We start from the raw sequence: 25,018 nt of genomic DNA, 5'->3' as shown, positions 1-25,018 counted from the left end.
CACGAACGGATGCCCTGTTTTTAGTGCATTGACGTGCGCTGACCAAACAACTGACGAATCCGAAAAACACAGCGAACTATAGGCCGTTTTTCCGGTTTCACAAGCACTGAAATTCGTAGTCGATTCTGCATTCAGGGGGAAACGGATTGGCGAAATGAAACAAAACGTAACAGCTGGTTGGGTGCCGATGATTGGCACTAGAATCCAACAGCGCTTGTGTGCCACCTTCCAATTACGCCAATCTTTAATTTCAATAATGAAAGGTCGTTCATCGCTCGTTCTTTTCCTCGGCGCATGGTTGCTGGGGGCCGGCGGGTGCAGTACGTCCCCGACACAGTCGGCTGCACGCGCGACGGTCGACAGCGCGCGCGCCGCATACGACAGCGGCGACTACGGGCGCACGATCGCATTGCTGAGCCATGCGAAGGAGATCGACGGCGCCGACACCGACACGCAGGTGGCCGCGCACAAGCTCCTCGCGTTCAGCTATTGCGTGACGAACCGCATCACGCCGTGCCGCGCCGAGTTCTCGAAACTTCTCGACCTCAACCCGCGCTTCGACTTGTCCCCTGCCGAGAAGGGGCATCCGATCTGGGGGCCCGCGTTCGAATTCGCGCGCCGCAGGCATGCGTCGTCATCCTGAACGAACCGGTTTCCACGCGAGCGCTTCACCGAGCGACGTATGACATGCAACTGATCGTGATCGAACATGCCGGCGAGCCGGTCGAAAACGACTCCTACGACGCCGTCGTGTTTCATCCGCCCGGCGGCACCATCGGCCGGGCCAGCGACAACCATCTCGTGTTGCGCGACGACACGCGGCAGATATCTCGCCTGCAGGCGCTGCTGCAGGTTGGCGACGACGCGTGCCTGCTGAAGAACCTGAGCAGCGTCTCGACGATCGAGGTGAATCGCGAGCCGGTCGGCTATGCGCAGGAGCGCCCGCTCAATACCGGCGACATCATTCGCATCGGGCCGTACGTGCTGCGCGCCGAACGTGACGACGGCGGCCACGGCGACGACGCCCCGGTCATCGACATGGCGACCGATACCGGCGTGCACGTCGATCCGCCGTCGCAGGCGCGAACGTCGGCGGCGCCCTCGCCTGCATCGTCTTCGCGGATCGATACGAAAGGCGCCGGCAACCGGCTGTGGGGGCTTCTGCAGGATCGTCTCGCGCCACGCGGCAAGGCGGCGGACACCGGTACACGACCAGGTGGCCCTGCACGGCCGGATGCCGCGCAGCCCGCGAACCGCGCGGCGCAAACCGTACCGCCCGCCCCTTCACAGCGCGACCTGCACCAGCTGTCGATCGATCCGCTCGACCTGTTCGCGCAGCCGTCGGGCGATATCGGCACGTCAGGCACGTCAGGCACGGCATCGCATGCCGATCGCGGCCACACGGAACGCGAAGCGTCGTCCGCGACCCAGGCCGACCATGCGCCCGAGTGGACGCAACACGTGCGGGTGCAGCCCGCTGCCGCGCGCGCGGCCGATACGCATGCGCAGCCGGCCGACGAACCGGCGCCGCATGCCACGCGCCCGCCGACGCCCGATGAACTGCTGAGCGCGTTCTTCGAAGGCGCGGGGCTCGATACGGCCGCCGAGTCGCATCAGTGGTCGGCCGAGCAGCTGTACATCGCGGGGCAGTTGCTGGCGCTGTTCGCGAACGGCACGGTCGAGCTGCTGTCGTCGCGCAGCATCCTGAAGCGCGAGGTGAAGGCGCACATGACGATGCTGCTCGATCGCGAGAACAACCCGCTGAAGCTGCTGCCGGACGGCGGCGCCGTGCTGCGGCAGATGTTCGGGCTGCCGCTGCCGGGTTTCATGTCGCCGCAGAGCGCGGTCAGCGACGCATTCCAGGATCTGCATGCGCACCAGATCGGCATGGTGGCTGGCATGCGCGCCGCGTTGATGGATCTGCTGACGCGCTTTTCGCCGCAACGGCTGCGCGAGCGCGACGACGCGATGCGCTGGTACGAGAAGCGCGTGCCGGTGCTGTACAAGGCGAGGATGTGGGATCGCTACGCGGCGACCCATCGCGACACGGTGTTCGCGATCGAGGACGATTTCGCGTCGGTGTTCGGCAAGGCGTTTCTGGCGGCGTACGACGCGGAAGTGGAAAGCTATCGCGGCAGCGGCCGGCATTGAACGTCGAACGGCACGCCCGCCGTCGGTGGCGGGCGGTGCGTGCCGGCGGCGGTGTCAGGTGCCCGTTTCATGCGAGGCCACCTTGTTTCGCCCCGTTTCCTTCGCGTGGTACAGCGCCTCGTCGGCCGCCTTGATCACCGACTCGACTTCCCCTTCCTGCCCGGGGGCCCAGCTTGCCACGCCGATGCTCGCGGTGACGCGCCCGAATTCGCTTTCCGCATGTTCGATCGCGAGCCCGTCGATGGCCGCGCGAATCCGTTCGGCGATCTCGGTCGCGCCCGTGGCCGGCGTATCGGGCAGGATCACGACGAATTCCTCGCCGCCATAGCGGGCGGCGGTGTCCGCGGGACGCCGGATGTTCTCGCCGATGCATCGCGCAACCGCCGCCAGCGCGTCGTCGCCGGCCTGGTGACCATACTTGTCGTTGAAGGCCTTGAAGCGGTCGACGTCGACGAACAGCAGCGAAAACACCGAGCGGGCACGGCGTGCGCGGCGCCATTCGAGATCCAGCACTTCCCCGAACGAGCGGCGATTGTTGAGCCCGGTGAGGCCGTCGGTGCGCGCGAGCATCACCAGCTCGGATTCGGCCCGCATCCTGCGCCGCAGCTGGGTGCCCAGCAAAAAGGACAGCACGATGAACGCCACACCGAAGGTCGCCACCAGCGCGCCGATCGTGATCGCGCGCCGCCGCCACGCCGCGTAGATGTCCTGCTCCGCCTCGGCGACCATGATGATCAGCGGCAGGTGCGGCAGCGTCTTGAAGTAGTACAGGCGGCGCACGTGGTCGATCGTCGAGGTCTCGATGAACGAGCCTTCCGGCGCCGTCATGAAGTGGCGAAACGTCGCCGCCTTGCTGATGTCGCGGCCGATGGTGCGCACGTCGTACGGCTGGCGCATGAACATGATGCCGTCCCGGCCGACCAGCGAGATCGCGCCGTGCGAGCCGAGCGCGAGGCCGGCGAACAGCGTATGGAAATACTCGAGATTGACCGCGATCAGCGCAATGCCGCCGAACGAGCCGTCCGGATTCGACACGCGGCGCGTCAGTGCCACGCTGAGCGAGCCGCCGCGCAGGCGGGACGCAAACGGATCGCTGATGTAAAGCCCGGCGTTCGGATTGTCCCGGTGAACCGTAAAGTATTTGCGGTCGCCGAAATTGCCTTGTCGCGGCACGTCGTTCGCCGAATCGAGGATGATGTTGCCGGCCGAATCCAGCACGAGCATCGAACCGAGAAATTGCGCGGTCATTGCATGATCGAACAGGACGGCGCGCCGCAGGGCCGGCGTGGCCGCCATGACGTCCTGCCGCTGGAGGCCCTGGATCACTGCCTCCAGTGACAGGCCGTACAGCTCGATATTGCGCTCGATGTCGCGCTCGGCGACGAGCGCCAGATTTCGCGACGTCTCGCGTGCGCGGTCGAGCGCGTCGTGACGGCTCTGAAACAACTGCAACACGCAGAGGCCCATCAGCGCGCACGCTATCAAGGGCCCCGCCAGCACAACGTAGTACGGCGCTGCCGACCGCGGATGCATCCGTGTCCTCTCAGGTTGGGCCGACGCTGACGCACCGGTTGTTATGGTTTCTTCTGAATAAGCTATACCAAAAAGTGTGACATCCGGGTACGAGGGGCAGTCCGTACTTGCCAGTTGGCTGACGGCGTGAGCTTAGGGGCGCGGCGTATGTCGTTGCCGATGACGGAATTGAAACAATGGGATGGGAATGGTGCGGATATTGAAATTGTCGTCCGGTTGACGTTCGAATGTACGGTCGGCGGGAAAGCTAGATGAACATCGCCGCCAGACAGCACGTGGGCGTTGACAACGGCCCTTGATCGATTTATCTCAATGACGTTGTCTTGCAAAAATCAAGACAAGGCCTGACTGTTTTGCGGGCAAACCAGTCGTTCCATTTCATGCAATAGAAAAATAACGTCATGTCGACAAACAATCACGCGGACGCGGCCAGCGAAGCCGAGCGCGCCGACCTTCTTGCAAAACGCGTCGAATCAATCAGCAATTTAGCATCGTTTTCCTACAAGATTGCAGCGGCCGCGGGGGCGCTAATTACTCTCGGATACTTGTTCAACATCAAATTCTTCCCTTCTGGATTGACGCCTGGGGAAGTCGTTTTCTTTGTTTTCGTGGCAATTGCTTTTGGTTTCGTCTATGTCGTGCTGTTGATGTACGGTGCCATTTCTTCGATATGGTTTGTTCATTTGATAAGTTTTTTGGAACGCGTATATAACCGTCCGCCTAGAACTATTTCTGCAGCCAACTGGCCGTCACTCAGAAAGCTAGTATCCCAAAGAAAAATCAAGAAATTTGCGAGATTCCGATGGGCAGTATTGACGAAATTCCGGAAGAGTCGAAAGCAGGTGCAGGAGAGGCGTAAGGCATCCGGTGCTGCGGAATATTCGATGCCGCGTGAAGTCCAAGGCGGCGCGTACCTGTTCATGTCGGTGATGATGTTTGCGGTGATGGTCCTGCTTGCGTGGGTCTATCACGATGTGTCGTTGGCGAGGCTGTTGATTGCATTCTTCCTTGCTGGTTTTATCGCGTTGGTCATCACAGGCCTTCCAGCCGAGCGACTGGGCTTCTCAACACTCAACGATAAACATTCGCGGCCGCCAGCGTGGGTCCGCTGGCTATTTGTCGCGATAATTCCACTCGGTATCGTGCTCCTCTTCGGCGGCCCACAGCCTCTGATGAATCTAGTTTTCGAAAGGCTGGGAATTCGTATTCCCGACGTCAGCATTGAAGTAAACGAATCCGAACGGGGCACGATCGAACGTATTTCGGACGTCGTTGGCCATCCAATACTGGATTGCCGCCGCATCGAGGGGGGACGGCTGCTCATTCACGGCGCAGATGTTTTGTGGACAGGCGTTGGAAATACTTCCTTCGTGTCCTTCAGTGTGCTTGAGCCGAAGGAAAATGTATCGTTCGGTAACGACCGTCGCGCTATCCGCTACGCGACATTGCGCCTCGATACGGGAGCAATGCGAGTGGTTAGCGCGAAGCCACCGATTAATCCGTGCTTCGATCTAGCAAACGACATGCTATTCAAGACTGGGAGCTTCGAGTTGACCTCGCTTGCCCAGACACAATTGAAAAGCGTGATGTCCGCGATCGAGGCATCGGGCACACCAAGGCGCATCGTCGTACGCGGGCATAGCGATGCCCGACACATCACTGGACCACTCGCAGAAACGCTTGGAGACAACCAGCGATTGTCGGAATTGCGTGCCAGTGCAGTTGCGACGGTGTTGCGTCGGTTAATTGCCAATCAAGATGTCGAGATCATCTCGACTGGTGCAGGTAGCCGCGAGCCGAAGGTCAAATGCCCGTCAGAGACGACCGGAACGCGTTACGAGGTCGAACAATGTAACGCGCCGAATCGTCGTGTGGAAATTCGCGTGACCTACGCTCGCGGAGGGGGCAAGAGCGGCACGGACTAGCCGAGCCGCCCTTCTTTACACGGCCATCACGGTCACCGACTTCGTGACGAGGTACGGCTCGAGCGCTTCCGGCCCGCCTTCCGACCCGTAGCCCGAGTCCTTCACGCCGCCGAACGGCATTTCCGGCCACGGCGTCGCCGGCTGGTTGATCCACAGCATCCCGACTTCGAGGCGCTGCGTGAGCAGGTGCACGTTCGCGAACGAACGTGTGAACGCGTAGCCGGCGAGACCGAACGGCAGACGGTTCGCTTCCGCGATCGCATCCTCGAGCTTGTCGAAACCGCGAATTGCGGCGACCGGGCCGAACGGCTCGTTGTTGAACACGTCCGCTTCGAGCGGCACGTTCGCGATCACGGTCGGCGCGAAGAAGTTGCCTTCCGAGCCGATCCGCTCGCCGCCGGTTTCGATGCTCGCGCCGACCTTGCGCGCGTTGTCGATGACCGACGCCATCGCGGTCAGCCGGCGCGGGTTCGCGAGCGCGCCGAGCGTCGTGCCTTCCTCGAGGCCGTTGCCGACCTTCAACCCTTCCGCATGCTTGACCAGCGCGCGCGTGAATTCGTCGCGGATGCTGTTGTGCACGAGGAAGCGCGTCGGCGAGATGCAGACCTGCCCCGCGTTGCGGAACTTCGCGCCGCCGGCCGCCTTCACCGCGAGCGCGACGTCGGCGTCCTCGGCGACGATCACCGGCGCGTGCCCGCCCAGCTCCATCGTCGCGCGCTTCATGTGCAGGCCCGCCATCGCGGCGAGCTGCTTGCCGACCGGCGTCGAACCCGTGAACGTGACCTTGCGGATCACCGGGTGCGGAATCAGGTACGACGAGATCTCAGCCGGATCGCCGTACACGAGGCCGATCACGCCGGCCGGCACGCCCGCGTCGACGAAGGCGCGCAGCAGCGCGGCCGGCGAGGCGGGGGTTTCTTCCGGCGCTTTCACGAGGAACGAGCAGCCGGTGGCCAGTGCGGCGCTCAGCTTGCGCACGACCTGGTTGACCGGGAAATTCCACGGCGTGAAGGCGGCGACCGGGCCGACCGGCTCCTTCACGACCGTCTGCTGTGCGCCGAGGTTGCGCGGCGGCACGATCCGGCCGTACACGCGGCGGCCTTCGTCCGCGAACCATTCGATGATGTCCGCCGCCGACAGCACTTCGACGCGCGCTTCGGTGAGCGGCTTGCCCTGCTCCTGCGTCATCAGCTGCGCGATCGCGTCGGCGCGCTCACGCACCAGCGCGGCCGCCTTGCGCATCGTCGCCGCGCGCTCGTGCGCGGGCACCTTGCGCCAGGCTTCGAAGCCGCGTTGCGCGGCGGCGAGCGCACGGTCGAGATCGGCGATGCCCGCGTGGGCCACCTTGCCGATCGGCTTGCCGGTCGCCGGGTTCACGACGTCGATCGTCTTGCCGCTCGCGGCGTCGACCCACTCGCCGTCGATCAGCAGTTGCGTATCCGTATAAGTCACGTTAGCCATCCAGACACCCCTACATTGCGTCGATAAACGCGCGCTGCCGCGAACGGCCGCGCGCCGGTTGACAGAAAAAGCCACGCCGCCGGGGCAGGCACGCACCCGGCGGCAGTGACGGCGGGCACGCCGGCCCGCCCTCGTTCCGCATGGGGCCGCGCTCAGCGCGCGGCCGCCGTCGCCTTGCGGAGTTTCGCGACGTCCGCCGCCTGCACGGCCGGCGCGCCGTTGTTCCAGCCGGCGCGCATGAACGTCAGCACGTCGGCGATCTGCCGGTCGTTCAACTGGTTCGAGAACGCCGGCATCGGATACGCGGACGGCACGCCACCGATCACGAGCGTGTCGCTGCCGTTCAGCGTCACGTTGATCAGCGACGATGCATCGGTTTCGAGCACGTTCGGATTGCCGGCGAGCGGCGCGAGCAGCGGCGCGTAGCCGCGCCCGTCCGCGCCGTGGCAATGCAGGCAGTAAGCGTTATACACCTTCGCGCCCGGATCGGTCGCCGGCCGGCCCAGCGCGACCTGCGTCGCCTTCGGATCGTAGCTGTACGGCGGCGCGCCCGTGCCGCCTGCGGCCGGCAGCGATTTCAGGTAACGCGAAATCGCCGCCAGATCGTCATCGGAGAGCGCCTGCGTGCTGTGGTTGATCACGCTCACCATCGAGCCGAACGCGGTCGCGTGCCGATTCGCGCCGGTCTTCAGGAACTGCGCGACCTCGGCCTCGTTCCAGCGGCCGAGCCCCGTGTTGGGCTCGCCGGTCAGGTTCGACGCGAACCAGTTGTCGATCGGCGCGCCCGACAGGAACGCCGTGCCGCCTTCGTCGAGCGCCTTCTCCTGGAAGCCGACGCCGCGCGGCGTGTGGCACGACCCGCAGTGCCCGAGCCCCTGCACGAGATACGCGCCGCGGTTCCACATCGCGTCTTTCGCCGGCTTGTCGGCGTAAGGCGTCGTGTCGAGGAACACCTTGTTCCACAACGCGAGCGGCCAGCGCATGTTGAGCGGCCACGGGATGTCGGACGGCCGGTTCGCCTGCTTCACCGGTTCGACGCCGTGCATGAAGTACGCATACAGCGCCTTCACGTCGTCGTCCTTCAGCTTCGCGTACGACGGGTACGGCATCGCCGGATACAGGTTGTGACCGTCCTTCGCGACGCCCTTGCGCAACGCGCTGGCGAAGTCGGCTTCGGTATAGCCGCCGATGCCCGTGTCCGGGTCGGGCGTGATGTTGGTCGTGTAGATCGCGCCCATCGGCGTGACCATCTTCAGGCCGCCGGCGAACGGCGTGCCGCGCGGCGCGGTGTGGCACGCGACGCAGTCGCCCGCTTTCGCGAGATACGCGCCGCGCGCGACGAGCGCGCTGTCGGCCGGCGCCGCCTGCGCGGCGTGCGCGGCCGTGCCGGCCAGCAGTGCAGACACGGTGAGCAACGACGTGCCGAGCATCTTCAGGGTGAGGTTTTGCATGGTCGTCTCCTCCCCTCAAACCGTCTTCAGCTGGTCGCCGACCGGCAGCTTGCGCAGCCGCTTGCCGGTTGCCGCGAAGATCGCGTTCGCCACCGCAGCGGCGGTCGCGGCCGTACCCGGCTCGCCGATCCCGCCCGGCGCCTCGCCGCTTTTCACGAGATGCACCTCGATCGGCGGCGTCTCGTTGATCCGCAGCATCCGATAGTCGGTGAAGTTGCTCTGCACGACGCGGCCCTCCTCGATCGTGATTTCGCCATACAGCGCGCCGGTAATCCCGAAGATGATGCCGCCCTGCACCTGCGCCTCGACCGTGTTCGGGTTGACGACCATGCCGCAGTCGACCGCGCACACGACACGCTTCACGAGCACTTCGCCGTTATCCACCGCGACGTCGACGACGATCGAGAAGAAGCTGCCGAACGCGTGCATCACCGAGACGCCGCGCCCCTGCCCCGTCGGCAGCGCCGGGCCGCCCCAGCCGGCCGCCTTCGTCGCGACGTCGAGCACGTTGAGCGCGCGCGGCGTCTTGCCGAGCAGCGCGCGGCGGTATTGCACCGGGTCGGTCTTGGTCTGCGCGGCCAGTTCGTCGATGAAGCTCTCGACCACGAACGTGCCGCGCGTCGGGCCGACGCCGCGCCAGAACGCGGTCGGCACGTGGCGCGGCTCCTGGCGCACGTAGTCGACCAGCTGGTTCGGCAGGTCGTACGGCAGTTCGGCCGCGACCTCGACCGCATCGGGATCGACGCCGTGCTGGAACGCCGGCGGCGCGAAGCGCGCCATGATCGACGAGCCGACGATCCGGTGCTGCCACGCGACCGGCTTGCCGTTCGCATCGAGGCCGGCCGAGATCCTGTCGTAGTAGCACGGCCGGTACATGTCGTGCTGCACGTCTTCCTCGCGCGTCCAGACTACCTTCACCGGCGCGTTGACCTGTTTGCCGACCTTCACGGCCTGGCCGATCATGTCCGTCTCGAGCCGCCGGCCGAAGCCGCCGCCGAGCAGGTGGTTGTGCACGACGATCCGGTCGGGCGCGAGGCCCGTGAGCTGCTGCACGGTATCGCGCGCCCGCGTCGGCACCTGCGTGCCGACCCAGATCTCGCAGCCGTCGCCGCGCACGTGCACCGTGCAGTTCACCGGTTCCATCGTCGCGTGGGCGAGCAACGGCTGCTCGTAGACGGCGTCGACGCGCGTCTTCGCATTCGCGAAGGCCTTGTCGACGTCGCCGTCCTTGCGTGCGACCGCGCCCTTGCCGTTCGCCGCCGCCTGCGCGAGATCCGCGAACAGATCCTTCGTCGAGACTTTCGCGCCCGCGCCCTCGTTCCACTTCACGACCAGCGCCGACGCGCCGCGCTTCGCGGCCCACGTGTGATCGCCGACCACCGCCACCGCGTTGTCGACGCGCACGACCTGGCGCACGCCGGGGATCTTCCTCGCGGCCGTGTCGTCGACGCTCGCGACCGTGCCGCCGAACACCGGGCTGTTCACGATCACCGCGACCAGCATGCCGGGCAGGCGCACGTCGAGCCCGAACTGCGCGGTGCCGTCGACCTTCTCCGGCGAATCGAGCCGCTTCGCGGGCGTGCCGATCAGCTTGAAATCCGCCGGCTGCTTCAGCGCGACGTCCTTCGGCACCGGCAGCTTCGCCGCAGCATCGGCAAGCTGGCCGTACGACGCGCGCCGGCCGCTCGGCGGATGCTGCACTTCGCCGTTCGCGGCGCGGCAGGCTGCCGGATCGACGTTCCATTGCTTCGCGGCGGCCGCGACCAGCAGCGTGCGCGCGGTGGCGCCGGCACGCCGCAGCGGCTCCCACGCATAGCGTACCGACGTCGAGCCGCCGGTGAGCTGGCCGCCGAGCAGCGGATCGAGGAACAGCTTCTCGTTCGGCGGCGCATGATCGAGCGTCACGCTCGACAGCGGCACTTCGAGTTCCTCCGCGATCAGCATCGGCAGCGCCGTATAGACGCCCTGCCCCATCTCGACCTTCGGCATCACCAGCGTGACCTTGCCGGCGCGGTCGATCTGCACGAACGCGTTCGGTGCGAACACGCCCGGTTGAGCCGGCTCGGCGGCGTCGCCGCCGATCACCGAACGACGCGCATCGTCACCCGCGGCCGGCATGCTGAAGCCGAGCAGCAATCCGCCGCCGGCCGCCGCGCCCAGCGACATGCCGAGCTTGAGGAACGAACGGCGCGACACGCCCGCGCCGGCCCGACCGGCTTCGATCAGTCCTCGTGACATGTCAGGCCTCCTTGGCGGCTTGCTTCACGGCCGCGCGAATCCGGTTGTACGTGCCGCAGCGGCAGATGTTGCCGGCCATCGCCGCATCGATGTCGGCGTCGCTCGGGTTCGGGTTCGACGCGATCAGCGCGGTGGCGGCCATCACCTGCCCCGACTGGCAGTAACCGCACTGGACGACGTCGAGCGCGCGCCATGCCTGCTGGACCTTGTGGCCGGCCGGCGTCGCGCCGACGGCTTCGATCGTCGTGATCTTGCGGCCGGCGACCGCCGCGACCGGCAGCACGCACGAGCGCGCGGCGACGCCGTCGAGATGCACCGTGCACGCGCCGCACTGCGCGATCCCGCAGCCGAATTTCGTGCCGGTGAGACCGACGACGTCGCGCAGCACCCAGAGCAAGGGCATGTCGTCGGGGGCGTCGACCGAGCGGGTTTCGCCGTTGATGTTGAGGGTGATCATTCAGCCTCCGGGGCCGGTGTATTGGGGAAGCGGCGCGAACGATGCGCCGCCTGGTGTTGTCATCGCCGCCGCGTGCAGTGCGGCGGGTGCCGTGCGGCCCGGGTGGGCGCGAGCCGCGACGGGCGTACGGCGGGTTACTCGGCGACGTCGATGCCCGACAGCACCTTGATGACCGGCGGCGCGGTGAACCAGTCGGCCGACTTCGCGCGGAATTCGCCGAAATGCGGGCTCGCGAGGTGCGCGTCGAAGGCGGCCTGGTCGTCGTAGATCTCGTACAGGTGCAGGTTCGGCGAGCCGTCCTGTTCGCGGAACAGGTCGTAGCGCCGGTTGCCCGGCTCGGTGCGTGTCTTCGCGACCATGCTGCGCAGCTCGGCCTCGGCGGCCGCCGCGTGTTCGGGTTTCAGGAACAGGGAAGCCATCACGTGAAGCGCCATCTTGTCACTCTCCTAGTCGTCGATAGCGGAATCGAGCATGCCACAAGCCGGCGTCGCGTGACGCCGGCGTGCAGCCGTTGTGTGTCGCCGTGCGGAGGCGTCAGGCCAGTTCGTCCGGGCCCACGCGCACGACGACCTTGCCGAAGTTCTTGCCGGCCAGCAGGCCGATCAGCGCTTCCGGCGCATCGGCGAGATCGGGGACGACGTCCTCGCGCGTCTTCACCTTGCCCTGCGCGACCCATTCGCTCATGTCCTTCATGAACGTCGCGTAGCCGGTGGCATAGTGATCCATGATGATGAAACCCTGCATCCGGATGCGCTTGCGCAGGATCGTGCCCATCAGTGCCGGCACGCGGTCGCGGCCGGTCGACACGGCCTTGTCGTCGTAAGCCGCGTCGTTGTAGTGCGCGATGATCCCGCACACCGGCACGCGCGCATGGTCGTTGAGCAGCGGCCACACCGCGTCGAACACGGCCCCGCCGACGTTCTCGAAATAGATGTCGATGCCGTTCGGGCACGCTTCCTTCAGCTTCGCGGCGAACGCCGGATCGCGGTGGTCGACGCACACGTCGAAACCGAGCGTATCGGTCACGTACGCGCACTTGTCGGCGCCGCCCGCGACGCCGACCACGCGGCAGCCCTTCAGTTTGGCGATCTGGCCGACCACCGCGCCGACCGCACCGCTCGCCGCCGCGACGACCACGGTTTCACCGGCCTTCGGCTCGCCGATCGTCAGCAGTCCGGTATAGGCGGTGAAGCCCGGCATGCCGAGCACGCCGAGCGCGTACGACGGATGGGCGAAGTCGCGGCCGAGCGGAATCAGGCCGCTGCCGTCGGACAACGCATAGTCCTGCCAGCCGGCGCCTGCGACCACCAGGTCGCCTTCGCGGAACGCCGGCAGGTTCGACGAGACGACCTGGCTGACGGTGCCGCCGACCATCGGCTGGCCGAGTTCGGCCGGTGGCGCATAGGACGGTGCGTCGCTCATCCGGCCGCGCATGTACGGGTCGAGCGACAACCAGACCGTGCGCAGCAGCACCTGGCCGGCGCCGGGCGTCGGCACGTCACCGGATTCGGTGCGGAAGTTGCCCGGTGTCGGCGCGCCGACCGGGCGCGAATTCAGGATGATCTGGCGATTAGCGGTTTTGCTTTGCGGCATGTGAGCCTCCGTCAACAGGAATGGACGTGCTTCGTGGGCACGATCGGATCAGGGATGGACCAGCGGGAGACGCACGCGGGCGGCTGCATCGGCGCTCAGGCCGGCGCGGCTGCGTGCATGCGGTTGAATCAATCGGGACAGCGTAACGCGGCGTGGCACGTTCGTCATGCGGTGTTGAGTAGACCAGTCGTCTAGTATCAGGGTAAAAACAAGGCGCGCCGATGCGCGCCCGGGTTATGACTGCACGTCGCCCGGCTCGAGCGGCGGCAGGTTCAGCATGCGCCGCGTTTCGACCATCGCCCTTTCGAGCGGCTTGCGATTGCGGTGAATCTTTTCCAGCAGCGTCGCGCCCAGCCACAGCTCGTACAGGATCGCGGCCGTATGCGACGGATCGGCGACCCCGCTCAGCGAACCGTCGGCCAGCCCGGCCTCGATGCCGCCCGCGAGCCGCTCGATGATCTGGCTCGTGCCGTTCCGCAGCACCGCGCGCATCGCTTCCGACAGGTCCGACACCTCCGCGCCGAGCTTCACCGCGAGGCACTTGCCTTCCGGATCGTCCGCGCATTGCGTGTGCAGCCAGTTGCGCCAGTACGTCATCAGGCGCTCGGCGCCCGTGCCGGCCTGATGCTTGAACAGATTGTCGAGGTGCGCGAGATAGCCGTCGAAATACGATTCGAGCAGCGCTTCGCCGAATGCCTCTTTCGAGCCGAAGTAATGGTAGAACGAGCCCTTCGGGATGCCCGCCGCAGCGAGAATCTCGTTCAGGCCGACCGCCGAAAACCCCTTGTGGAGCATGATCGGCTTGGCGATATTCAGGATGTGCTGGCGGACTTCCGCGCCCGAAGATGCATTCATGATGGCGTATGTTAGCAACGATTAGACCGGTCGTCTAGTAACGTCGAGCCGGCATGTTGAGCGGCACTTTACCCGATCCCCGCCCGGCGCCCAAACGTCGCGCCGGCATGCCTCCCTCCTTCCCGCTCCGCCGAGCGCGCGGCGTCACACGCCCGACTCGGTTTCGTCGCAGGCGTTTCATCGATCTCCCGCATAAATACGCGCGGCGCATGTGCCGGTGATCGAGCCGTTTCGACCGGCATTGCACACGTGTGCAATGCGCCGGATCGTCGTTGTCGCCTCCCGAACCCGTGACCAGGAACGCCCATGACTGCTTCGAAACCCGAACGCCCGTCCGAGCCGAACCGCCGGCGCTTCATCCAGCGCGGCGCCGCGCTGACCCTGTCGCCGCTCGTCGGCTCGCTGGCTGCCTGCGGCGGCGACGGCAACCCGACGTCCGCGTCGTCGTTCGCCGCCGCCGGCGCCGCGGATGCATCCGCGCGCAGCTACGGCATCGCCGACCGCTCGATCACGATCAACGTCGTCAATGCGATCCCGTCGACGACGCTCGCGTACGGCAACGCGGCGAGCCAGAGCGGCTCGCTGCCGCAGGCGTCGCAAGCGCAGGTCGCCACCGGGCAATCGACCGCCGTCAGTGCGTCGAACAGCTGGGGTGACTGCACGGGATCGTTCAGCCTCGCCGGCGGCGACGCATCGTTTGCCATTTCGTACACGCATCCGTTCGGGTCGCAGCCGACCACCGTCAGCGTCACGCCGTCCGCCGGCTACGTGTCGGGCGCCGACGCCGCCACGTTTCCCGGTCACGACTCGGTCGCGAATCTCACGCTGTATCGCGGCGTCCCGACCGCGAACGGCGCGTGGGTCGTCCCGCTCGCGCAGCTCGCGACGCCGCCGGCCAACAACTGCCAGGATTTCGCGAACAGCATGTTCGGCAGCAACGTGCGCACGGCCGCGGCCATCCAGTCCGCGTACCAAGGCACCGGCCCGCTCGGCTACGTGCCGCCCGCCGACTTCACCGGCGGCCAACTGGCGGCCTTCGTCGCGCAATGGGTGCGGCGCTGGCAGAGCGGCGCGGCCTATGGCGTGCTGCCCGCTGCCGATGCGCAACTCGTCGACGCGCTGAAACAGTACGTATCCGGCGCGTCGAACGCCGGCCCGCTGACGATGTGGGTGCCGCAGATCACGTGGCAGGCCGGCTCCGATCCGGCGGTGTTCGCGCTGACGGGCTATCGCGCGTTTCCGTTCGTCGATGCGCAGGGCAACTGGAATACGAGCACGCTGTCCGCGTTCCTGACGCTGCTGGCGGCCGGCTCGCACATCGTCGCGATCAGCGCGACGAGCGACCTGCCGGCGGGCGTCACGATGCAGGCGTTCGACAGCTTCATGGGCGCGAGCGGGCTGACGACGTCGACGGACATCGGCAACTCGCACTACGCATCGGTGTTGAACACGACGGGCCGCTATTACCTGAGCGTCGGCAGTGATTTCGCGCCGGCGAACTGCGGGCTGATCCTGTCGTTCCTGTACGGGCGCACGGTGAACAACCTGCTCGCGGGCGCCGGCACGTACAACACGTTCATCCAGCTCGAAGGCTGGCAGGCCGGCGGTTCGCGGCACAACGCCGACTATGCGACGTATCAGCAGACGCTGTGGAACATCTCGACGTATGGGGCGTCCGCGTATAGCGAGAAGCGTGCGACGTCGATCTTCCTCGCGCCCGCCGGGTGGACGCCGCAGGTCTATCAGACGACGCGGATGATGCCGTACGTCGGCGCCTATGCGCAGTCGAATGGGTCGCCGCAGGGCTGGCTCAATACGTCGCTCGTCACGATTCCGGCGGATGCGCCGGCGTTGCCGTCGCGGTATGTGTCGAGTTGATCGGTATCGGGGGATGGGCGGGCGATCGGGGGTGTGAGGGGCTCGGTCGCTTGCCTTGCCGCTTCAGGCTTTCGGCGTGCGTCGCCTTCGGCTGACGCACGCTTGCGGTTTCTACTTCAACGAGACGGCGCTTCGTCCGCGCGCTTTCGCGTGCGCGCCCTCCGCTCGTCCCGTTGTGCGGCTGGCGCAGCCTTGGCGCCACGCAGCGCCGACCGGCGCGAGAGCGCTGTCATTTCGCGCCGCAGCGCATCGAGCTCCTTGCTCCGTGCCGCATCGGTCGCCAGCGCGCCGTCGAGCTGCCCTTGAAGCACGCCGCATCGATGCAGCGCGTCGCCGAGCTGCGCCTGCAGTGCGGCCATTTCCTTGCGCTGTTGCGCATCGCGCTGCTCCATGCGCAATGCCGCTGCCTCGAGTTCCTTCTGCAGCCGCGCGGCCGCGAGCCGCTCGCGATCGATCTCCTGAAGCGCCCGCTTCTCCGACGCGCGCAAGCGCTCCTCGGCCCGGCCGGCGTCGTCGCGCAGCCGGTCGAGCTGGGTGGTGAAATCCGCCCGCGCCTGCGCAAGTGCGCGGTCGCCTTCCGCGTTGTCGGCCGTGAGGCGTTCGATGTCCGCTTGCAGCGCTTGCCGCGATGCGTCGTCCGCCGCCCTCGCCTGTTCCAGTTCCTGAATGCGCACCTGCGCGGCCAGCAGCGCGGCCGTGCGTTGCTCCAGCGCGGTTTCGGTGCGGGCCAGTTCGGCCTGCAATGCCGCGACTTCCGCCTTCGCTGCTACCCGCTCGGCCTCGACCTCCGCGCGCAATGCGTCGAGCGCGCCGGCCGCGTCGGCGCTCGATCGATTCCACAGCGCCGCCACCAGTTCGCCGGCGGCCGCCTGCAGATCGGCCGGCAGATCGGGATGCTCGATGCGCACGCGACTCTTTTCCCGCAGCTCGGCCCAGAACTCGCCGAGGACGGCCGTCGGCGTGCTCATGCTGCCCTTGCGGACGAGCTGGTACAGGCGGTTCGCAGTGGGCGTGATGCCGAAGCGGAAGAACAGCAGCGCGCAGGCTTCGCGATACAGCTCGCGGGTTTTCGGGAAGTCGGCCTTGAGACGCTCGATTTCGGCGGTCAGGCGGGATTCGTCGGCGGCGAGATCGGACATGGCGGGTTGGGCTGGTGATTTCGTCAATAATATAACGTAAACCGTTAAATATCCAATTAACCGCGCCTTTTAATTTGACATTATTTCTATAATGTCGATATCGACGAAGTCGGCATCGCGTACGAAATCGCCGAGCACGACACGTCGCTCCAATTCCATCCCCACCCGCCCGCACACCAAAACGCCTCTGCAATCGGCGCAAAAACCGTCATCAACGCTGAGAGATCGAAAGCCGACCGCCGGCCGCGACGTGCGCATCGTCATGCGCCCTTCTCCCCGATGACGTACCCCGCTCCTCAATCTCCTACGCAAAGCCCCCGTTGACAGTATGCATATGCATAGATACCGTTCCCTCAAGAGCGGCGCGTGATCCGGTCATCGGAGGCGGCCGCATTGCACCGCGCCGGCGTTCCTGCCGGCGTCACGGCGCAATCGAACCGGCGACGCGAATGGCGCGGCGCGCCCTCGTTCGCCACCGACTCGTCCGCGCAACTTGCAACGCGATCCAGGAATGCATCATGAGCACACGCGAAGTCGTCATCTGCCACCCCGTCCGGACACCGATCGGTACGTTCAACGGATCCCTGAAGGACACGCCGGCCACCGAGCTCGGCGCGATCGCCATCCGCGAAACCTTGCGGCGCAGCGGCCTCGACGGCGCGGCGATCGACGCGGTCGTGCTGGGCAACGTGATCCAGGCCGGCAACAAGATGAATCCGGCCCGGCAGGCCGCCATCGCCGCGGGCCTGCCGGTCAAGGTGCCGGCGCTCACGGTCAACCGCGTCTGCGGCTCCGGCGCGCAGGCGGTCGTCAACGCCGCGCAGGAAATCCTGCTGGGCTACGCGAATGCGGCGATTGCCGGCGGCATGGAAAGCATGGAGCGTGCGCCGTACCTGCTCGACGGCGCACGCTCGGGTTACCGGATGGGCGACGCGCCGATCCGCGACAGCATGCTGCGCGACGGCCTCGTCGATGCGTTTTCCGACCAGCATTCGGGTTGGCATACCGAGGATCTCGCGAGCCAGCTCGACATCTCGCGCGATCGCCAGGATCGCTGGGCGCTCCGCTCGCAGCAGCGCTTTTCCACCGCGCTGGCGGACGGCAAGTTCGACGCCGAGCTCGTGCCGGTCGATGTCCTGCAGCGCAAGACGCGCGTCGCGTTTGCGCGCGACGAGACGCCGCGCCCCGACACGACGCTCGAAGCGCTCGCGAAGCTGAAGCCCGCGTTCCGCCCGGACGGCACGATTACCGCGGGCAATGCACCGGGCCTGAACAGCGGCGCGGCGGCGATGCTGGTCGCGGATCGCGCATTCGCCGACGCGCACGGGATTGCGCCGAGTGCGCGGCTGGTTGCATTCGGCGTTGCTGCCGTCGAACCCGGCATGTTCGGGCTCGGCCCCGTGCCGGCCGTCAGGATCGCGCTGCAGCGGGCGGGCTGGACGCTGGCCGACGTCGAGCGCTTCGAGATCAACGAAGCGTTTGCGGTCGTGCCGATCGCGGTGGCGGGCCAGCTCGGCATCGCCGAGGAGATCGTCAACGTCGAAGGCGGCGCGATTGCGCACGGCCATGCGATTGGCGCAACGGGCGCGGTGCTGACGACTCGCCTGATCCATTCGATGCGGCGCGACGGCATCAAGCGCGGCGTCGTCACGCTGTGCATAGGCGGCGGCCAGGGCATCGCGCTGGCGATCGAGGCGCTTTGAGTCGACGCTGACGCCGGCGCATCGGCGCATCGGCGCATCGGCGCATCGGCGCATCGACGATTCGGACGAAAGGGAAAAGCCGCGGGCGATGCGGCTCGCGGCGCGGGCTTCCCGAGTCACGGTGCAGCCAGTCACCTGCTCGGCGCGCACCGCGCCAAGTCGGCGGGCGGCCCGGAGGCTTCCGTACGCATCGCGCACGGATTCGGCGATTGCCCCCGTGTCACCGATCTGCCACCGTCGACCGGTAGCGTTCGGGGCTGACCCACGCTTTCGACAGACGAATCCGCCATGCAGCGCACGTCGCGCGCCACGCCCCATGTTTATGCGGCCACGTCCCGCGCCCTCGCCGTCAGCCTCGCGATCAACCTGCTGCTGCTCGCCGTCGAGACGGCCGCGGCGTGGTCCGCGCATTCGTCGGGGCTGCTCGCGGACGTCGTCCACGCGGCGATCGATCTCGCCGCCGATGCGCTGATTCTCGTCGCGTGCCGGCTCGACGCACGCCTGCCGCCGGAGCGGCGCCCGACCTATGAACCGCTCGCGCTCGCGGGCCTCGGCGCGTTGCTCGTCATAACCGGCGCGCAGATGATCTGGCATGCAACGAACCGGTTCGCGACGCCGCCCGTCGTGCAGCCGGGCGCGGCGACGCTCTCACTCGTCGCCGTCACGCTCGCCGGCAAGGCCGCGCTGTCGCACTGGATGCTGCGCAAGGCGCGCGAAACCGGCTCCGCGCTGCTCGAGGCGAGCGGCTGGCATGTGCGGACCGATGCGCTGTCGTCGCTGCTGGCGGCGCTCGCGATGAGCGCGGCACTGGTTGGCTTCGGTCGTCTCGACGATCTGGCCGCGCTGGCGATCGGCGCACTCGTGATCCGCACGGGTGTCGGTTTCATCCGACGTGGTTGCGCGCAGTGGCCGGCGCTCACGGCATGGGCGGATCGGTCGACGCGCGGCTCGTGAACGCAGCGGGCATCGTCCCGCATCGCGAGCGGCACAGTAGTCGCTATCTGCGGCGATGAATGAAGAAGAGGCTCGCGCGGTGCGAGCCTCTTTTGCATGAGGTCGCCGCCATCATCGTGCTATACGCGACGCGTTGACCGAAGTCGATGTATCGCCCGACGAATGCGGCCGGTTCCGATGGATCGACCTTGATGGTCGCTTACCCGAGCGGCACGACGCTCCCGAGCAGAATCCGCACGAGCGTCGCCTGGCGCGTGACACCCGTCTTCGAGAAGATCGCGCGCAGGTGCGTACGCGCCGTGTTCTTGCTGATCCCCGATTCCTCCGCGGCTTCCTCGAGCGTCAGCCCGTTCGTCAGCAGCAGCGCGAGCGACGTCTCGGCGGGCGTCAGGTCGAACAGCTTGCGGATGATCTCCTGCGCGCCCTGCGGCTTGCGGTCGGGATCACGCAGGAACAGCGTGACGGCCGGCCGCCGCTTGTTGTCCTCCGACCAGTCGGACAGCAGCACCGTGCGCACCAGCAGCCCGAGGCGCGGCTTGTCGAAGCTGCGCGTGATCGGCATCGCCTCGACGGTCGCCGCGGCCGTGCCGTGGTGCCCCATCACCGCATGGCGGATCAGCCGTTTCAGCGTGCGGTTCTCCTGCGCATCGGTCGCCTCGATCGTGCCGCGCGCAATCGTCAGACCGTTGTTCTGCTTGAGGATCTCGTCGGCCACGCTGTTCAGGTCGATGATCGTGCCGTTCTCGTCGAGCGTGATCGTGCCGATCTGCATCCGGTTGATCGCATTCGCATAGATCGAGCGCTCGACCTCGGCCGTGTCGAGCCGCGAATGCAATTCCACCGCGCGTTTCAGGTGCGGCAGCAGCAGCGCGCAGATCGCCTTGTCGCGCGCGGAAAACTGCTTCGACGCATGGTTGCGGCACACGCGGAAGCGGCACTCGACGCCCGATGCCGTGCGCAGGTCGGCGCCGAGGATATAGCGCACGTCCTGCGGCTTCAGGAACTGCTTGTACAGCTCGCTCGACAGCCAGCCCGTGTCGCCGAACACGTCGTCGACCGTAACCACCCGATCGGCCGGCAGGCCGACGAACGGGTCGAGCGAATAGTAGTAGTTGTTGTACGACGCCTCGCCGTCGCCCGGCACCACCGGGCCGAATTCCGACGCGTGCACGGACAGCGGCGCGCGGCGGTCGCTGGCGGCCGCGCGCAGGATCAGCGTCACGTAGTTCGCCTGCAGCCAGCGGCGGACCAGTTCGAGCGCGCCGGCCCACGGCGGCGTCTCCAGCGGCCCCTGGTAGATGCGCGCCATCAGTTCGCTGAAATCCGCGACGCCGATGTCGGCCTCGTCACTGGTTGCCTGGCTCTCTTGCGGAGCCCATCTCGTCTCCATCAGCACGCTCCATCCTCCATACGACATGTTTCCGGCGCGACCCAACCGCGCCGCCATGATTAAGACGCGTCTAAATTCCGGCGTCATCGGGAGATTCACTGAATGGTGAGAATTGGCCATCCGTGCGAACGAACCATCGTCCGATCGGATGATGTGGCGCCCTGCCCGCTGCGCTGGAATGCCCGTCAGGCCGTGCCGGCAAGCGTCCGGCGCGGACTCAGGGAAAACCGCGACACGGGTTTACCTGATTCAAAACGCATCCGATTCAGACAGGAGTCCCCATGCCGCTCGACCCACAGGCGCAGGCGCTGCTCGCCGCGTTCGCCCAGGCACCCGCGATCGATTTCGCGCAACTGACCGTTCCCGCGTATCGCGCGAGCCTTGCCGCCGGCGGCGCGTTCGCCCCGGGCGATGCCGTCGCCGCCGAAGAGGACTGGCGGATTCCGCTGTCGGGCCGTCAGTTGTCCGCACGGCTGTATCGGCCCGCCGCTGATGGGCCGTTGCCGCTGACCGTGTTCTTCCACGGCGGCGGCTTCGTGTCGTGCGGGATCGATACGCATGCGAACCTGTGCCGCAGCCTCGCCACCCGGGCGCGCACGCTCGTGCTGTCGGTCGACTACCGGCTTGCGCCCGAGGCACGCTTCCCGGCGGCCGCGCACGACGCATGCGACGCGGTGCGGTGGGCCGCCGCCAGTGCGCGCGATCTCGGCGCGCGCGCCGGGGCGATCGCCGTGGCCGGCGACAGCGCCGGCGGCAATCTCGCGGCGGTCGCCGCGCTGCAGTTGCGCGGCTCGGGCATCGCGATCGCGCACCAGTTGCTGCTGTATCCAGTCGTCGATTGCGCGACCGAGCATCCGTCGTACGAAACGCTCGGCAACGGCTATTTCCTGACGGCGGACGCGATGCGCTGGTTCAAGCGCCACTATTTCGACGACGGCGCCGATCGCGCGTCGCCGCTCGCGAGCCCGCTCGCCGCGCCGGACGTCGCAGGCGTGGCGCCGGCGACGATCGTCAGCGCCGAATTCGATCCGCTGCGCGACGAGGCCGAAGCCTATGCGCTGCGCCTCGCGCAGGCCGGCACCCCGGTGACGCTCGTGCGCTGGCCGGGCCAGCTTCATGGTTTCGCGAGCATGCTCGGCGCGATCGATGCAGCCGACCGCGTGCTGACCTTCGGCGCCGATGCGCTGCGCCGCGCGTTCGATTTGACGGAGGCACGATGACGCTCGCCGGCACGCTGGAGATCGTCGACGAACTGCGGGCGGGCCGGATGGTCCTGCTCGTCGACGAAGAGGATCGCGAGAACGAAGGCGATCTCGTGATCGCGGCCGATCACGTGACGCCGGACGCGATCAATTTCATGGCGCGCTTCGGGCGTGGGCTGATCTGCCTCACGCTGACCGCCGAGCGCTGTGAGCAGCTGAAGCTGCCGCCGATGGCCGATCACAACGGCACGCCGTTCGGCACCGCGTTCACCGTCAGCATCGAGGCGGCCGAAGGCGTGACGACCGGCATTTCGGCGGCCGATCGCGCACACACGATCCGGGCGGCGGTGCGGGCCGGCGCCCGCCCGGACGATCTCGTGCAGCCCGGCCACGTGTTCCCGATCGCCGCGCGCCCCGGCGGCGTGCTCGTGCGTGCGGGGCACACCGAGGCCGGCTGCGATCTCGCCGCGCTCGCGGGGCTCACGCCCGCGTCGGTGATCTGCGAGGTGATGAACGACGACGGCACGATGGCGCGGCTGCCCGAGCTGAAGGCGTTTGCCGCGCAGCATGGGCTGAAGATCGGCACGATCGCCGACCTGATCCATTACCGGCGCGAACACGAATCGCTCGTCGAACGCGTCGGCGAGCGGCCGCTGCATACGCCGTGGGGACGATTCCGCGCGATCGAGTATCGCGACACCGTGCACGGCGCGCCGCATCTCGCGCTCGTGCGCGGCGAGCCCGATCCGTCGACGCCGGTGCTGACGCGCGTGCACGAATGCCATTCGCTGCTCGACCTGCTCGATGCGGAGCCGTCCGCGCACTCGTGGCCGCTGCACGCCGCGCTGCAACGAATCGACGCGGCCGGCTGCGGGGTCGCGGTGCTGCTCGACTGCGACATGCGTGGCGACGCGATGCGAATGCCGACCAGCCATGCGCGCCGCGACGGACGCGTGACGGGGATCGGCTCGCAGATCCTGCGCGAGCTTGGCGTGCGGCGGCTGAACGTGCTGTCGAGCCCGTTCCGGCTGCCGGCGCTGTCGGGTCACGACCTCGAGATCATGGCGTTCATTCCGCTCGGCGACGACGATCCGGAAAGCGCGCGGAGCGTGCAGGCGAATCCGCTGCGGGCGGCGTGAGGCGTTGACGCAGGATGGCGGGTCGGCTTTACGCCTGACAGGCTATCGCTTGTTTTTGGTGGATACAGTCTTTGGTTTGTATTTTGATAATACATGCTATAGGCTGTATTTTTCGATTACAAACGATCGCTTGTCATCCTGCGGAGCGCCCGATGTCCTTTCCTGTCCAGACCCTGACCCAACTGCGGCCGATACTCGTCGGCTTCCGGAAAGCCGCGGGCCTCACGCAGGCGCAATTGGCCGCCCGTCTGGGCGTCACGCAACAATCCTACGCGCAGCTCGAGGCCAACCCGTCGGCGGTCAGCATCGAGCGGCTCTTCAAAGTGCTGAACGCGCTCGGCGTTCACATGACACTCGCACTGGGCAAGCAGGACGTGTCGGCGGCATCGGCGGATCCCGTGCCTGTGCCCGATGCCACGCCGGCGGTTCGGAAACCGGCTTCGAGCAAACGCAAGCAGGAAACGTCCCGCGGCACCACGCCCGCCAAAAATCCAGCCAAACCCGCAACCGGCGCCAAGCGCAAACGGCCCACTGACGCAGCACCCGGCAAGCCCAGGGTTGCGAAGCGGGAGGACTGGTGACGATGGCCACGCGTGTCCGCCACGACCGGCTCGACCTGTGGATGAATGGCATTCCGGTCGGCTACTGGGAAGTCCGGCGCGGCGTCGAGCGCCTCGTCTACCTGCCTGAATGGCTCGACGATCCACAGGGGCGGCCGCTGTCGCTGTCGCTGTCGTTGCCCTTCACGCCCGGCAACCAGCCGCACCAGGGCGCGATCGTCGCCGATTACTTCGACAACCTGCTGCCGGACAGCGAGCCGATCCGCCGTCGCATCGCGCAGCGTTACGGGCTCCGCTCGACGGCGCCGTTCGAACTGCTCGCGTCGATCGGCCGCGATTGCGTCGGCGCGATTCAGATGCTGCCGGCCGGTGAGACGCCCGTCGATCTCGAGGCGATCGACGGCATGACGCTTGACGACGCGGCCGTCGCCGACGTGCTGCGCCACGCGACCGCCACGCCGCTGCCCGGCCGCGCGGAGCTGGAAGGCGACCTGAGCCTGTCGATTGCCGGCGCGCAGGAAAAGACCGCGTTGCTGCGTCACGGAAACCGCTGGCTGCGACCATTGGGCAGCACGCCGACGACGCACATCTTCAAGCTGCCGCTCGGACGTGTCGGGAACATGCAGGCCGACATGCGGACGTCCGTCGAAAACGAATGGCTGTGCTCGACGCTCGTCGCCGCGTACGGCCTGCCGGTCGCACCGTGCGAGATCGGCCGGTTCGATGACCAGAAAGCGCTGATCGTCGAGCGCTTCGACCGGCGTCCATCGCGCGACCGCACATGGATCCTGCGATTGCCGCAGGAGGACATGTGCCAGGCGACCGGCACGCCCGCAGGCGCGAAATACGAATCCGACGGCGGCCCCGGCATCGAGACGATCATGGGCATCCTCGCGCATTCGGCCGACGCTGCGCGCGACCGGATGAATTTCTTCGTCACGCAGCTCGTGTTCTGGGTGCTGGCGGCGATCGACGGCCACGCGAAGAACTTCAGCATCGCGCATTTGCCCGGCAACACCTACCGCAGCACGCCGCTGTACGACGTGCTGTCCGCGCATCCGATCATCGGCACGCGCCGCAACCAGCTTCCGCCGCGCCGCGCGCGGCTCGCGATGGCCGTGTGCGGGAATAACCGGCACTACGTGATCGGCGAGATCCAGCCGCGCCACTGGATCGCGCAGGGCCGGCGTGTCGGCCTGACCGAAGATGACGTGCACGCCGCGATGGCAGCCGTCGTCGCGCGCACGGAACCCGCGATCGCCGAGGCTGCAGCGCAGATCCCGGCGGAGTTTCCGGCGGACGTGGCGGATGCAATCTTCGACGGCATGCGTCGGCAGAGCCTCAAGCTGGGCGCGACCGGGTAGCCTCGGCCGTCGCCCGCGGCGACAC

The 25,018-nt window shown here is 67.0% G+C and carries 21 protein-coding genes; 10 read left to right on the top strand and 11 right to left on the bottom strand.

The annotated features are described in order from the left end of the window. Positions 1-256: 256 nt before the first annotated feature. The gene (locus CFB40_RS25120; RefSeq protein WP_089427481.1) at positions 257-643 is read left to right on the top strand and encodes a TssQ family T6SS-associated lipoprotein; all 387 of its coding nucleotides are present in this window, start codon (positions 257-259) and stop codon (positions 641-643) included. A gap of 44 nt (positions 644-687) precedes the next feature. Continuing rightward, positions 688-2,151 carry a type VI secretion system-associated FHA domain protein TagH gene (gene tagH, locus CFB40_RS25115; protein WP_089432691.1) on the top strand — a complete coding sequence of 488 codons (1,464 nt, stop codon included), beginning with the start codon at positions 688-690 and terminating at the stop codon, positions 2,149-2,151. 54 nt (positions 2,152-2,205) lie between these two features. On the opposite strand, the gene CFB40_RS25110 is transcribed toward tagH, so the two are convergent. Then, positions 2,206-3,684 carry a sensor domain-containing diguanylate cyclase gene (locus CFB40_RS25110; protein WP_089432690.1) on the bottom strand — a complete coding sequence of 493 codons (1,479 nt, stop codon included), beginning with the start codon at positions 3,682-3,684 and terminating at the stop codon, positions 2,206-2,208. Positions 3,685-4,085: 401 nt separating this feature from the next. Between CFB40_RS25110 and CFB40_RS25105 the strand changes: the two genes are divergently transcribed. Continuing rightward, positions 4,086-5,609: an OmpA family protein gene (locus CFB40_RS25105; protein WP_089432689.1), complete on the top strand. Its 1,524-nt coding sequence runs from the start codon at positions 4,086-4,088 to the stop codon at positions 5,607-5,609. Positions 5,610-5,624: 15 nt separating this feature from the next. Here CFB40_RS25105 and CFB40_RS25100 read toward each other — a convergent pair whose 3' ends face one another. The 7 genes from CFB40_RS25100 to CFB40_RS25070 all read right to left on the bottom strand — a co-directional run bounded on the left by CFB40_RS25100 (position 5,625) and on the right by CFB40_RS25070 (position 13,664). Further along, positions 5,625-7,070 carry an NAD-dependent succinate-semialdehyde dehydrogenase gene (locus CFB40_RS25100; protein ID WP_089427485.1) on the bottom strand — a complete coding sequence of 482 codons (1,446 nt, stop codon included), beginning with the start codon at positions 7,068-7,070 and terminating at the stop codon, positions 5,625-5,627. Positions 7,071-7,222: 152 nt separating this feature from the next. Further along, positions 7,223-8,521: a c-type cytochrome gene (locus CFB40_RS25095; RefSeq protein ID WP_089427486.1), complete on the bottom strand. Its 1,299-nt coding sequence runs from the start codon at positions 8,519-8,521 to the stop codon at positions 7,223-7,225. Between the two features lie 15 nt (positions 8,522-8,536). Continuing rightward, on the bottom strand, positions 8,537-10,759 hold the full coding sequence (locus tag CFB40_RS25090) for a xanthine dehydrogenase family protein molybdopterin-binding subunit (RefSeq protein ID WP_089432688.1): 2,223 nt from the start codon (positions 10,757-10,759) through the stop codon (positions 8,537-8,539). 1 nt (position 10,760) lies between these two features. Beyond that, entirely contained in the window at positions 10,761-11,216 is a 456-nt protein-coding gene (locus CFB40_RS25085) for a (2Fe-2S)-binding protein (protein ID WP_089432687.1), read from the bottom strand. A 134-nt stretch (positions 11,217-11,350) separates the two neighbouring features. Continuing rightward, the gene (locus CFB40_RS25080) at positions 11,351-11,650 is read right to left on the bottom strand and encodes a putative quinol monooxygenase (RefSeq protein ID WP_089427489.1); all 300 of its coding nucleotides are present in this window, start codon (positions 11,648-11,650) and stop codon (positions 11,351-11,353) included. A 100-nt stretch (positions 11,651-11,750) separates the two neighbouring features. Then, positions 11,751-12,809, bottom strand: coding sequence for an NADP-dependent oxidoreductase (locus CFB40_RS25075; protein WP_089427490.1), 1,059 nt, complete (start codon positions 12,807-12,809; stop codon positions 11,751-11,753). A gap of 234 nt (positions 12,810-13,043) precedes the next feature. Further along, on the bottom strand, positions 13,044-13,664 hold the full coding sequence (locus tag CFB40_RS25070; protein ID WP_089427491.1) for a TetR/AcrR family transcriptional regulator: 621 nt from the start codon (positions 13,662-13,664) through the stop codon (positions 13,044-13,046). A 306-nt stretch (positions 13,665-13,970) separates the two neighbouring features. On the opposite strand from CFB40_RS25070, the gene CFB40_RS25065 reads away from it, so the two are divergent. Beyond that, the gene (locus tag CFB40_RS25065) at positions 13,971-15,542 is read left to right on the top strand and encodes a hypothetical protein (RefSeq protein WP_089432686.1); all 1,572 of its coding nucleotides are present in this window, start codon (positions 13,971-13,973) and stop codon (positions 15,540-15,542) included. Between the two features lie 116 nt (positions 15,543-15,658). Here CFB40_RS25065 and CFB40_RS25060 read toward each other — a convergent pair whose 3' ends face one another. Next, positions 15,659-16,681 carry a DNA-binding protein gene (locus CFB40_RS25060; protein WP_089427493.1) on the bottom strand — a complete coding sequence of 341 codons (1,023 nt, stop codon included), beginning with the start codon at positions 16,679-16,681 and terminating at the stop codon, positions 15,659-15,661. A 69-nt stretch (positions 16,682-16,750) separates the two neighbouring features. Beyond that, positions 16,751-16,945 carry a hypothetical protein gene (locus CFB40_RS25055; protein ID WP_089432685.1) on the bottom strand — a complete coding sequence of 65 codons (195 nt, stop codon included), beginning with the start codon at positions 16,943-16,945 and terminating at the stop codon, positions 16,751-16,753. Positions 16,946-17,199: 254 nt separating this feature from the next. Between CFB40_RS25055 and CFB40_RS25050 the strand changes: the two genes are divergently transcribed. Beyond that, the gene (locus CFB40_RS25050) at positions 17,200-18,384 is read left to right on the top strand and encodes a thiolase family protein (RefSeq protein WP_089433310.1); all 1,185 of its coding nucleotides are present in this window, start codon (positions 17,200-17,202) and stop codon (positions 18,382-18,384) included. Between the two features lie 288 nt (positions 18,385-18,672). Beyond that, positions 18,673-19,338, top strand: a complete 666-nt coding sequence (locus CFB40_RS25045) for a cation diffusion facilitator family transporter (protein ID WP_089432684.1) — start codon at positions 18,673-18,675, stop codon at positions 19,336-19,338. Positions 19,339-19,537: 199 nt separating this feature from the next. Here CFB40_RS25045 and CFB40_RS25040 read toward each other — a convergent pair whose 3' ends face one another. Beyond that, positions 19,538-20,728 carry a helix-turn-helix transcriptional regulator gene (locus CFB40_RS25040; protein ID WP_069251570.1) on the bottom strand — a complete coding sequence of 397 codons (1,191 nt, stop codon included), beginning with the start codon at positions 20,726-20,728 and terminating at the stop codon, positions 19,538-19,540. A gap of 281 nt (positions 20,729-21,009) precedes the next feature. On the opposite strand from CFB40_RS25040, the gene CFB40_RS25035 reads away from it, so the two are divergent. The 4 genes from CFB40_RS25035 (at position 21,010) to CFB40_RS25020 (ending at position 24,993) form a co-directional block, all read left to right on the top strand. Continuing rightward, positions 21,010-21,948, top strand: a complete 939-nt coding sequence (locus CFB40_RS25035; RefSeq protein WP_089432683.1) for an alpha/beta hydrolase — start codon at positions 21,010-21,012, stop codon at positions 21,946-21,948. After that, positions 21,945-23,069 carry a bifunctional 3,4-dihydroxy-2-butanone-4-phosphate synthase/GTP cyclohydrolase II gene (gene ribBA, locus CFB40_RS25030; protein WP_089427497.1) on the top strand — a complete coding sequence of 375 codons (1,125 nt, stop codon included), beginning with the start codon at positions 21,945-21,947 and terminating at the stop codon, positions 23,067-23,069. Before CFB40_RS25035 ends, ribBA begins: the two co-directional genes overlap by 4 nt. 152 nt (positions 23,070-23,221) lie before the next feature. Beyond that, positions 23,222-23,650 (top strand): helix-turn-helix domain-containing protein, encoded by a 429-nt coding sequence (locus CFB40_RS25025; protein ID WP_089427498.1) that lies wholly within the window; start codon positions 23,222-23,224, stop codon positions 23,648-23,650. Between the two features lie 2 nt (positions 23,651-23,652). Further along, positions 23,653-24,993, top strand: coding sequence for a type II toxin-antitoxin system HipA family toxin (locus CFB40_RS25020; RefSeq protein WP_089432682.1), 1,341 nt, complete (start codon positions 23,653-23,655; stop codon positions 24,991-24,993). Positions 24,994-25,018 lie beyond the last annotated feature (25 nt).

Origin of the sequence: Burkholderia sp. AU31652, assembly GCF_002223155.1 — a bacterium.
Lineage (GTDB): Bacteria > Pseudomonadota > Gammaproteobacteria > Burkholderiales > Burkholderiaceae > Burkholderia.
The sequence above is the reverse complement of the archived record's forward strand: the minus strand, read 5'-3'. Positions and strand labels throughout refer to the sequence as shown.

What these genes read in the sequence shown, in the direction of transcription:
- CFB40_RS25120 (WP_089427481.1), top strand. Translation starts at nt 257, where the DNA reads ATGAAAGGTCGTTCATCGCTCGTTCTTTTCCTCGGCGCATGGTTGCTG.
- tagH (WP_089432691.1), top strand. Translation starts at nt 688, where the DNA reads ATGCAACTGATCGTGATCGAACATGCCGGCGAGCCGGTCGAAAACGAC.
- CFB40_RS25110 (WP_089432690.1), bottom strand. Translation starts at nt 3,684, where the DNA reads ATGCATCCGCGGTCGGCAGCGCCGTACTACGTTGTGCTGGCGGGGCCC.
- CFB40_RS25105 (WP_089432689.1), top strand. Translation starts at nt 4,086, where the DNA reads ATGTCGACAAACAATCACGCGGACGCGGCCAGCGAAGCCGAGCGCGCC.
- CFB40_RS25100 (WP_089427485.1), bottom strand. Translation starts at nt 7,070, where the DNA reads ATGGCTAACGTGACTTATACGGATACGCAACTGCTGATCGACGGCGAG.
- CFB40_RS25095 (WP_089427486.1), bottom strand. Translation starts at nt 8,521, where the DNA reads ATGCAAAACCTCACCCTGAAGATGCTCGGCACGTCGTTGCTCACCGTG.
- CFB40_RS25090 (WP_089432688.1), bottom strand. Translation starts at nt 10,759, where the DNA reads ATGTCACGAGGACTGATCGAAGCCGGTCGGGCCGGCGCGGGCGTGTCG.
- CFB40_RS25085 (WP_089432687.1), bottom strand. Translation starts at nt 11,216, where the DNA reads ATGATCACCCTCAACATCAACGGCGAAACCCGCTCGGTCGACGCCCCC.
- CFB40_RS25080 (WP_089427489.1), bottom strand. Translation starts at nt 11,650, where the DNA reads ATGGCGCTTCACGTGATGGCTTCCCTGTTCCTGAAACCCGAACACGCG.
- CFB40_RS25075 (WP_089427490.1), bottom strand. Translation starts at nt 12,809, where the DNA reads ATGCCGCAAAGCAAAACCGCTAATCGCCAGATCATCCTGAATTCGCGC.
- CFB40_RS25070 (WP_089427491.1), bottom strand. Translation starts at nt 13,664, where the DNA reads ATGAATGCATCTTCGGGCGCGGAAGTCCGCCAGCACATCCTGAATATC.
- CFB40_RS25065 (WP_089432686.1), top strand. Translation starts at nt 13,971, where the DNA reads ATGACTGCTTCGAAACCCGAACGCCCGTCCGAGCCGAACCGCCGGCGC.
- CFB40_RS25060 (WP_089427493.1), bottom strand. Translation starts at nt 16,681, where the DNA reads ATGTCCGATCTCGCCGCCGACGAATCCCGCCTGACCGCCGAAATCGAG.
- CFB40_RS25055 (WP_089432685.1), bottom strand. Translation starts at nt 16,945, where the DNA reads ATGACGATGCGCACGTCGCGGCCGGCGGTCGGCTTTCGATCTCTCAGC.
- CFB40_RS25050 (WP_089433310.1), top strand. Translation starts at nt 17,200, where the DNA reads ATGAGCACACGCGAAGTCGTCATCTGCCACCCCGTCCGGACACCGATC.
- CFB40_RS25045 (WP_089432684.1), top strand. Translation starts at nt 18,673, where the DNA reads ATGCAGCGCACGTCGCGCGCCACGCCCCATGTTTATGCGGCCACGTCC.
- CFB40_RS25040 (WP_069251570.1), bottom strand. Translation starts at nt 20,728, where the DNA reads ATGGAGACGAGATGGGCTCCGCAAGAGAGCCAGGCAACCAGTGACGAG.
- CFB40_RS25035 (WP_089432683.1), top strand. Translation starts at nt 21,010, where the DNA reads ATGCCGCTCGACCCACAGGCGCAGGCGCTGCTCGCCGCGTTCGCCCAG.
- ribBA (WP_089427497.1), top strand. Translation starts at nt 21,945, where the DNA reads ATGACGCTCGCCGGCACGCTGGAGATCGTCGACGAACTGCGGGCGGGC.
- CFB40_RS25025 (WP_089427498.1), top strand. Translation starts at nt 23,222, where the DNA reads ATGTCCTTTCCTGTCCAGACCCTGACCCAACTGCGGCCGATACTCGTC.
- CFB40_RS25020 (WP_089432682.1), top strand. Translation starts at nt 23,653, where the DNA reads ATGGCCACGCGTGTCCGCCACGACCGGCTCGACCTGTGGATGAATGGC.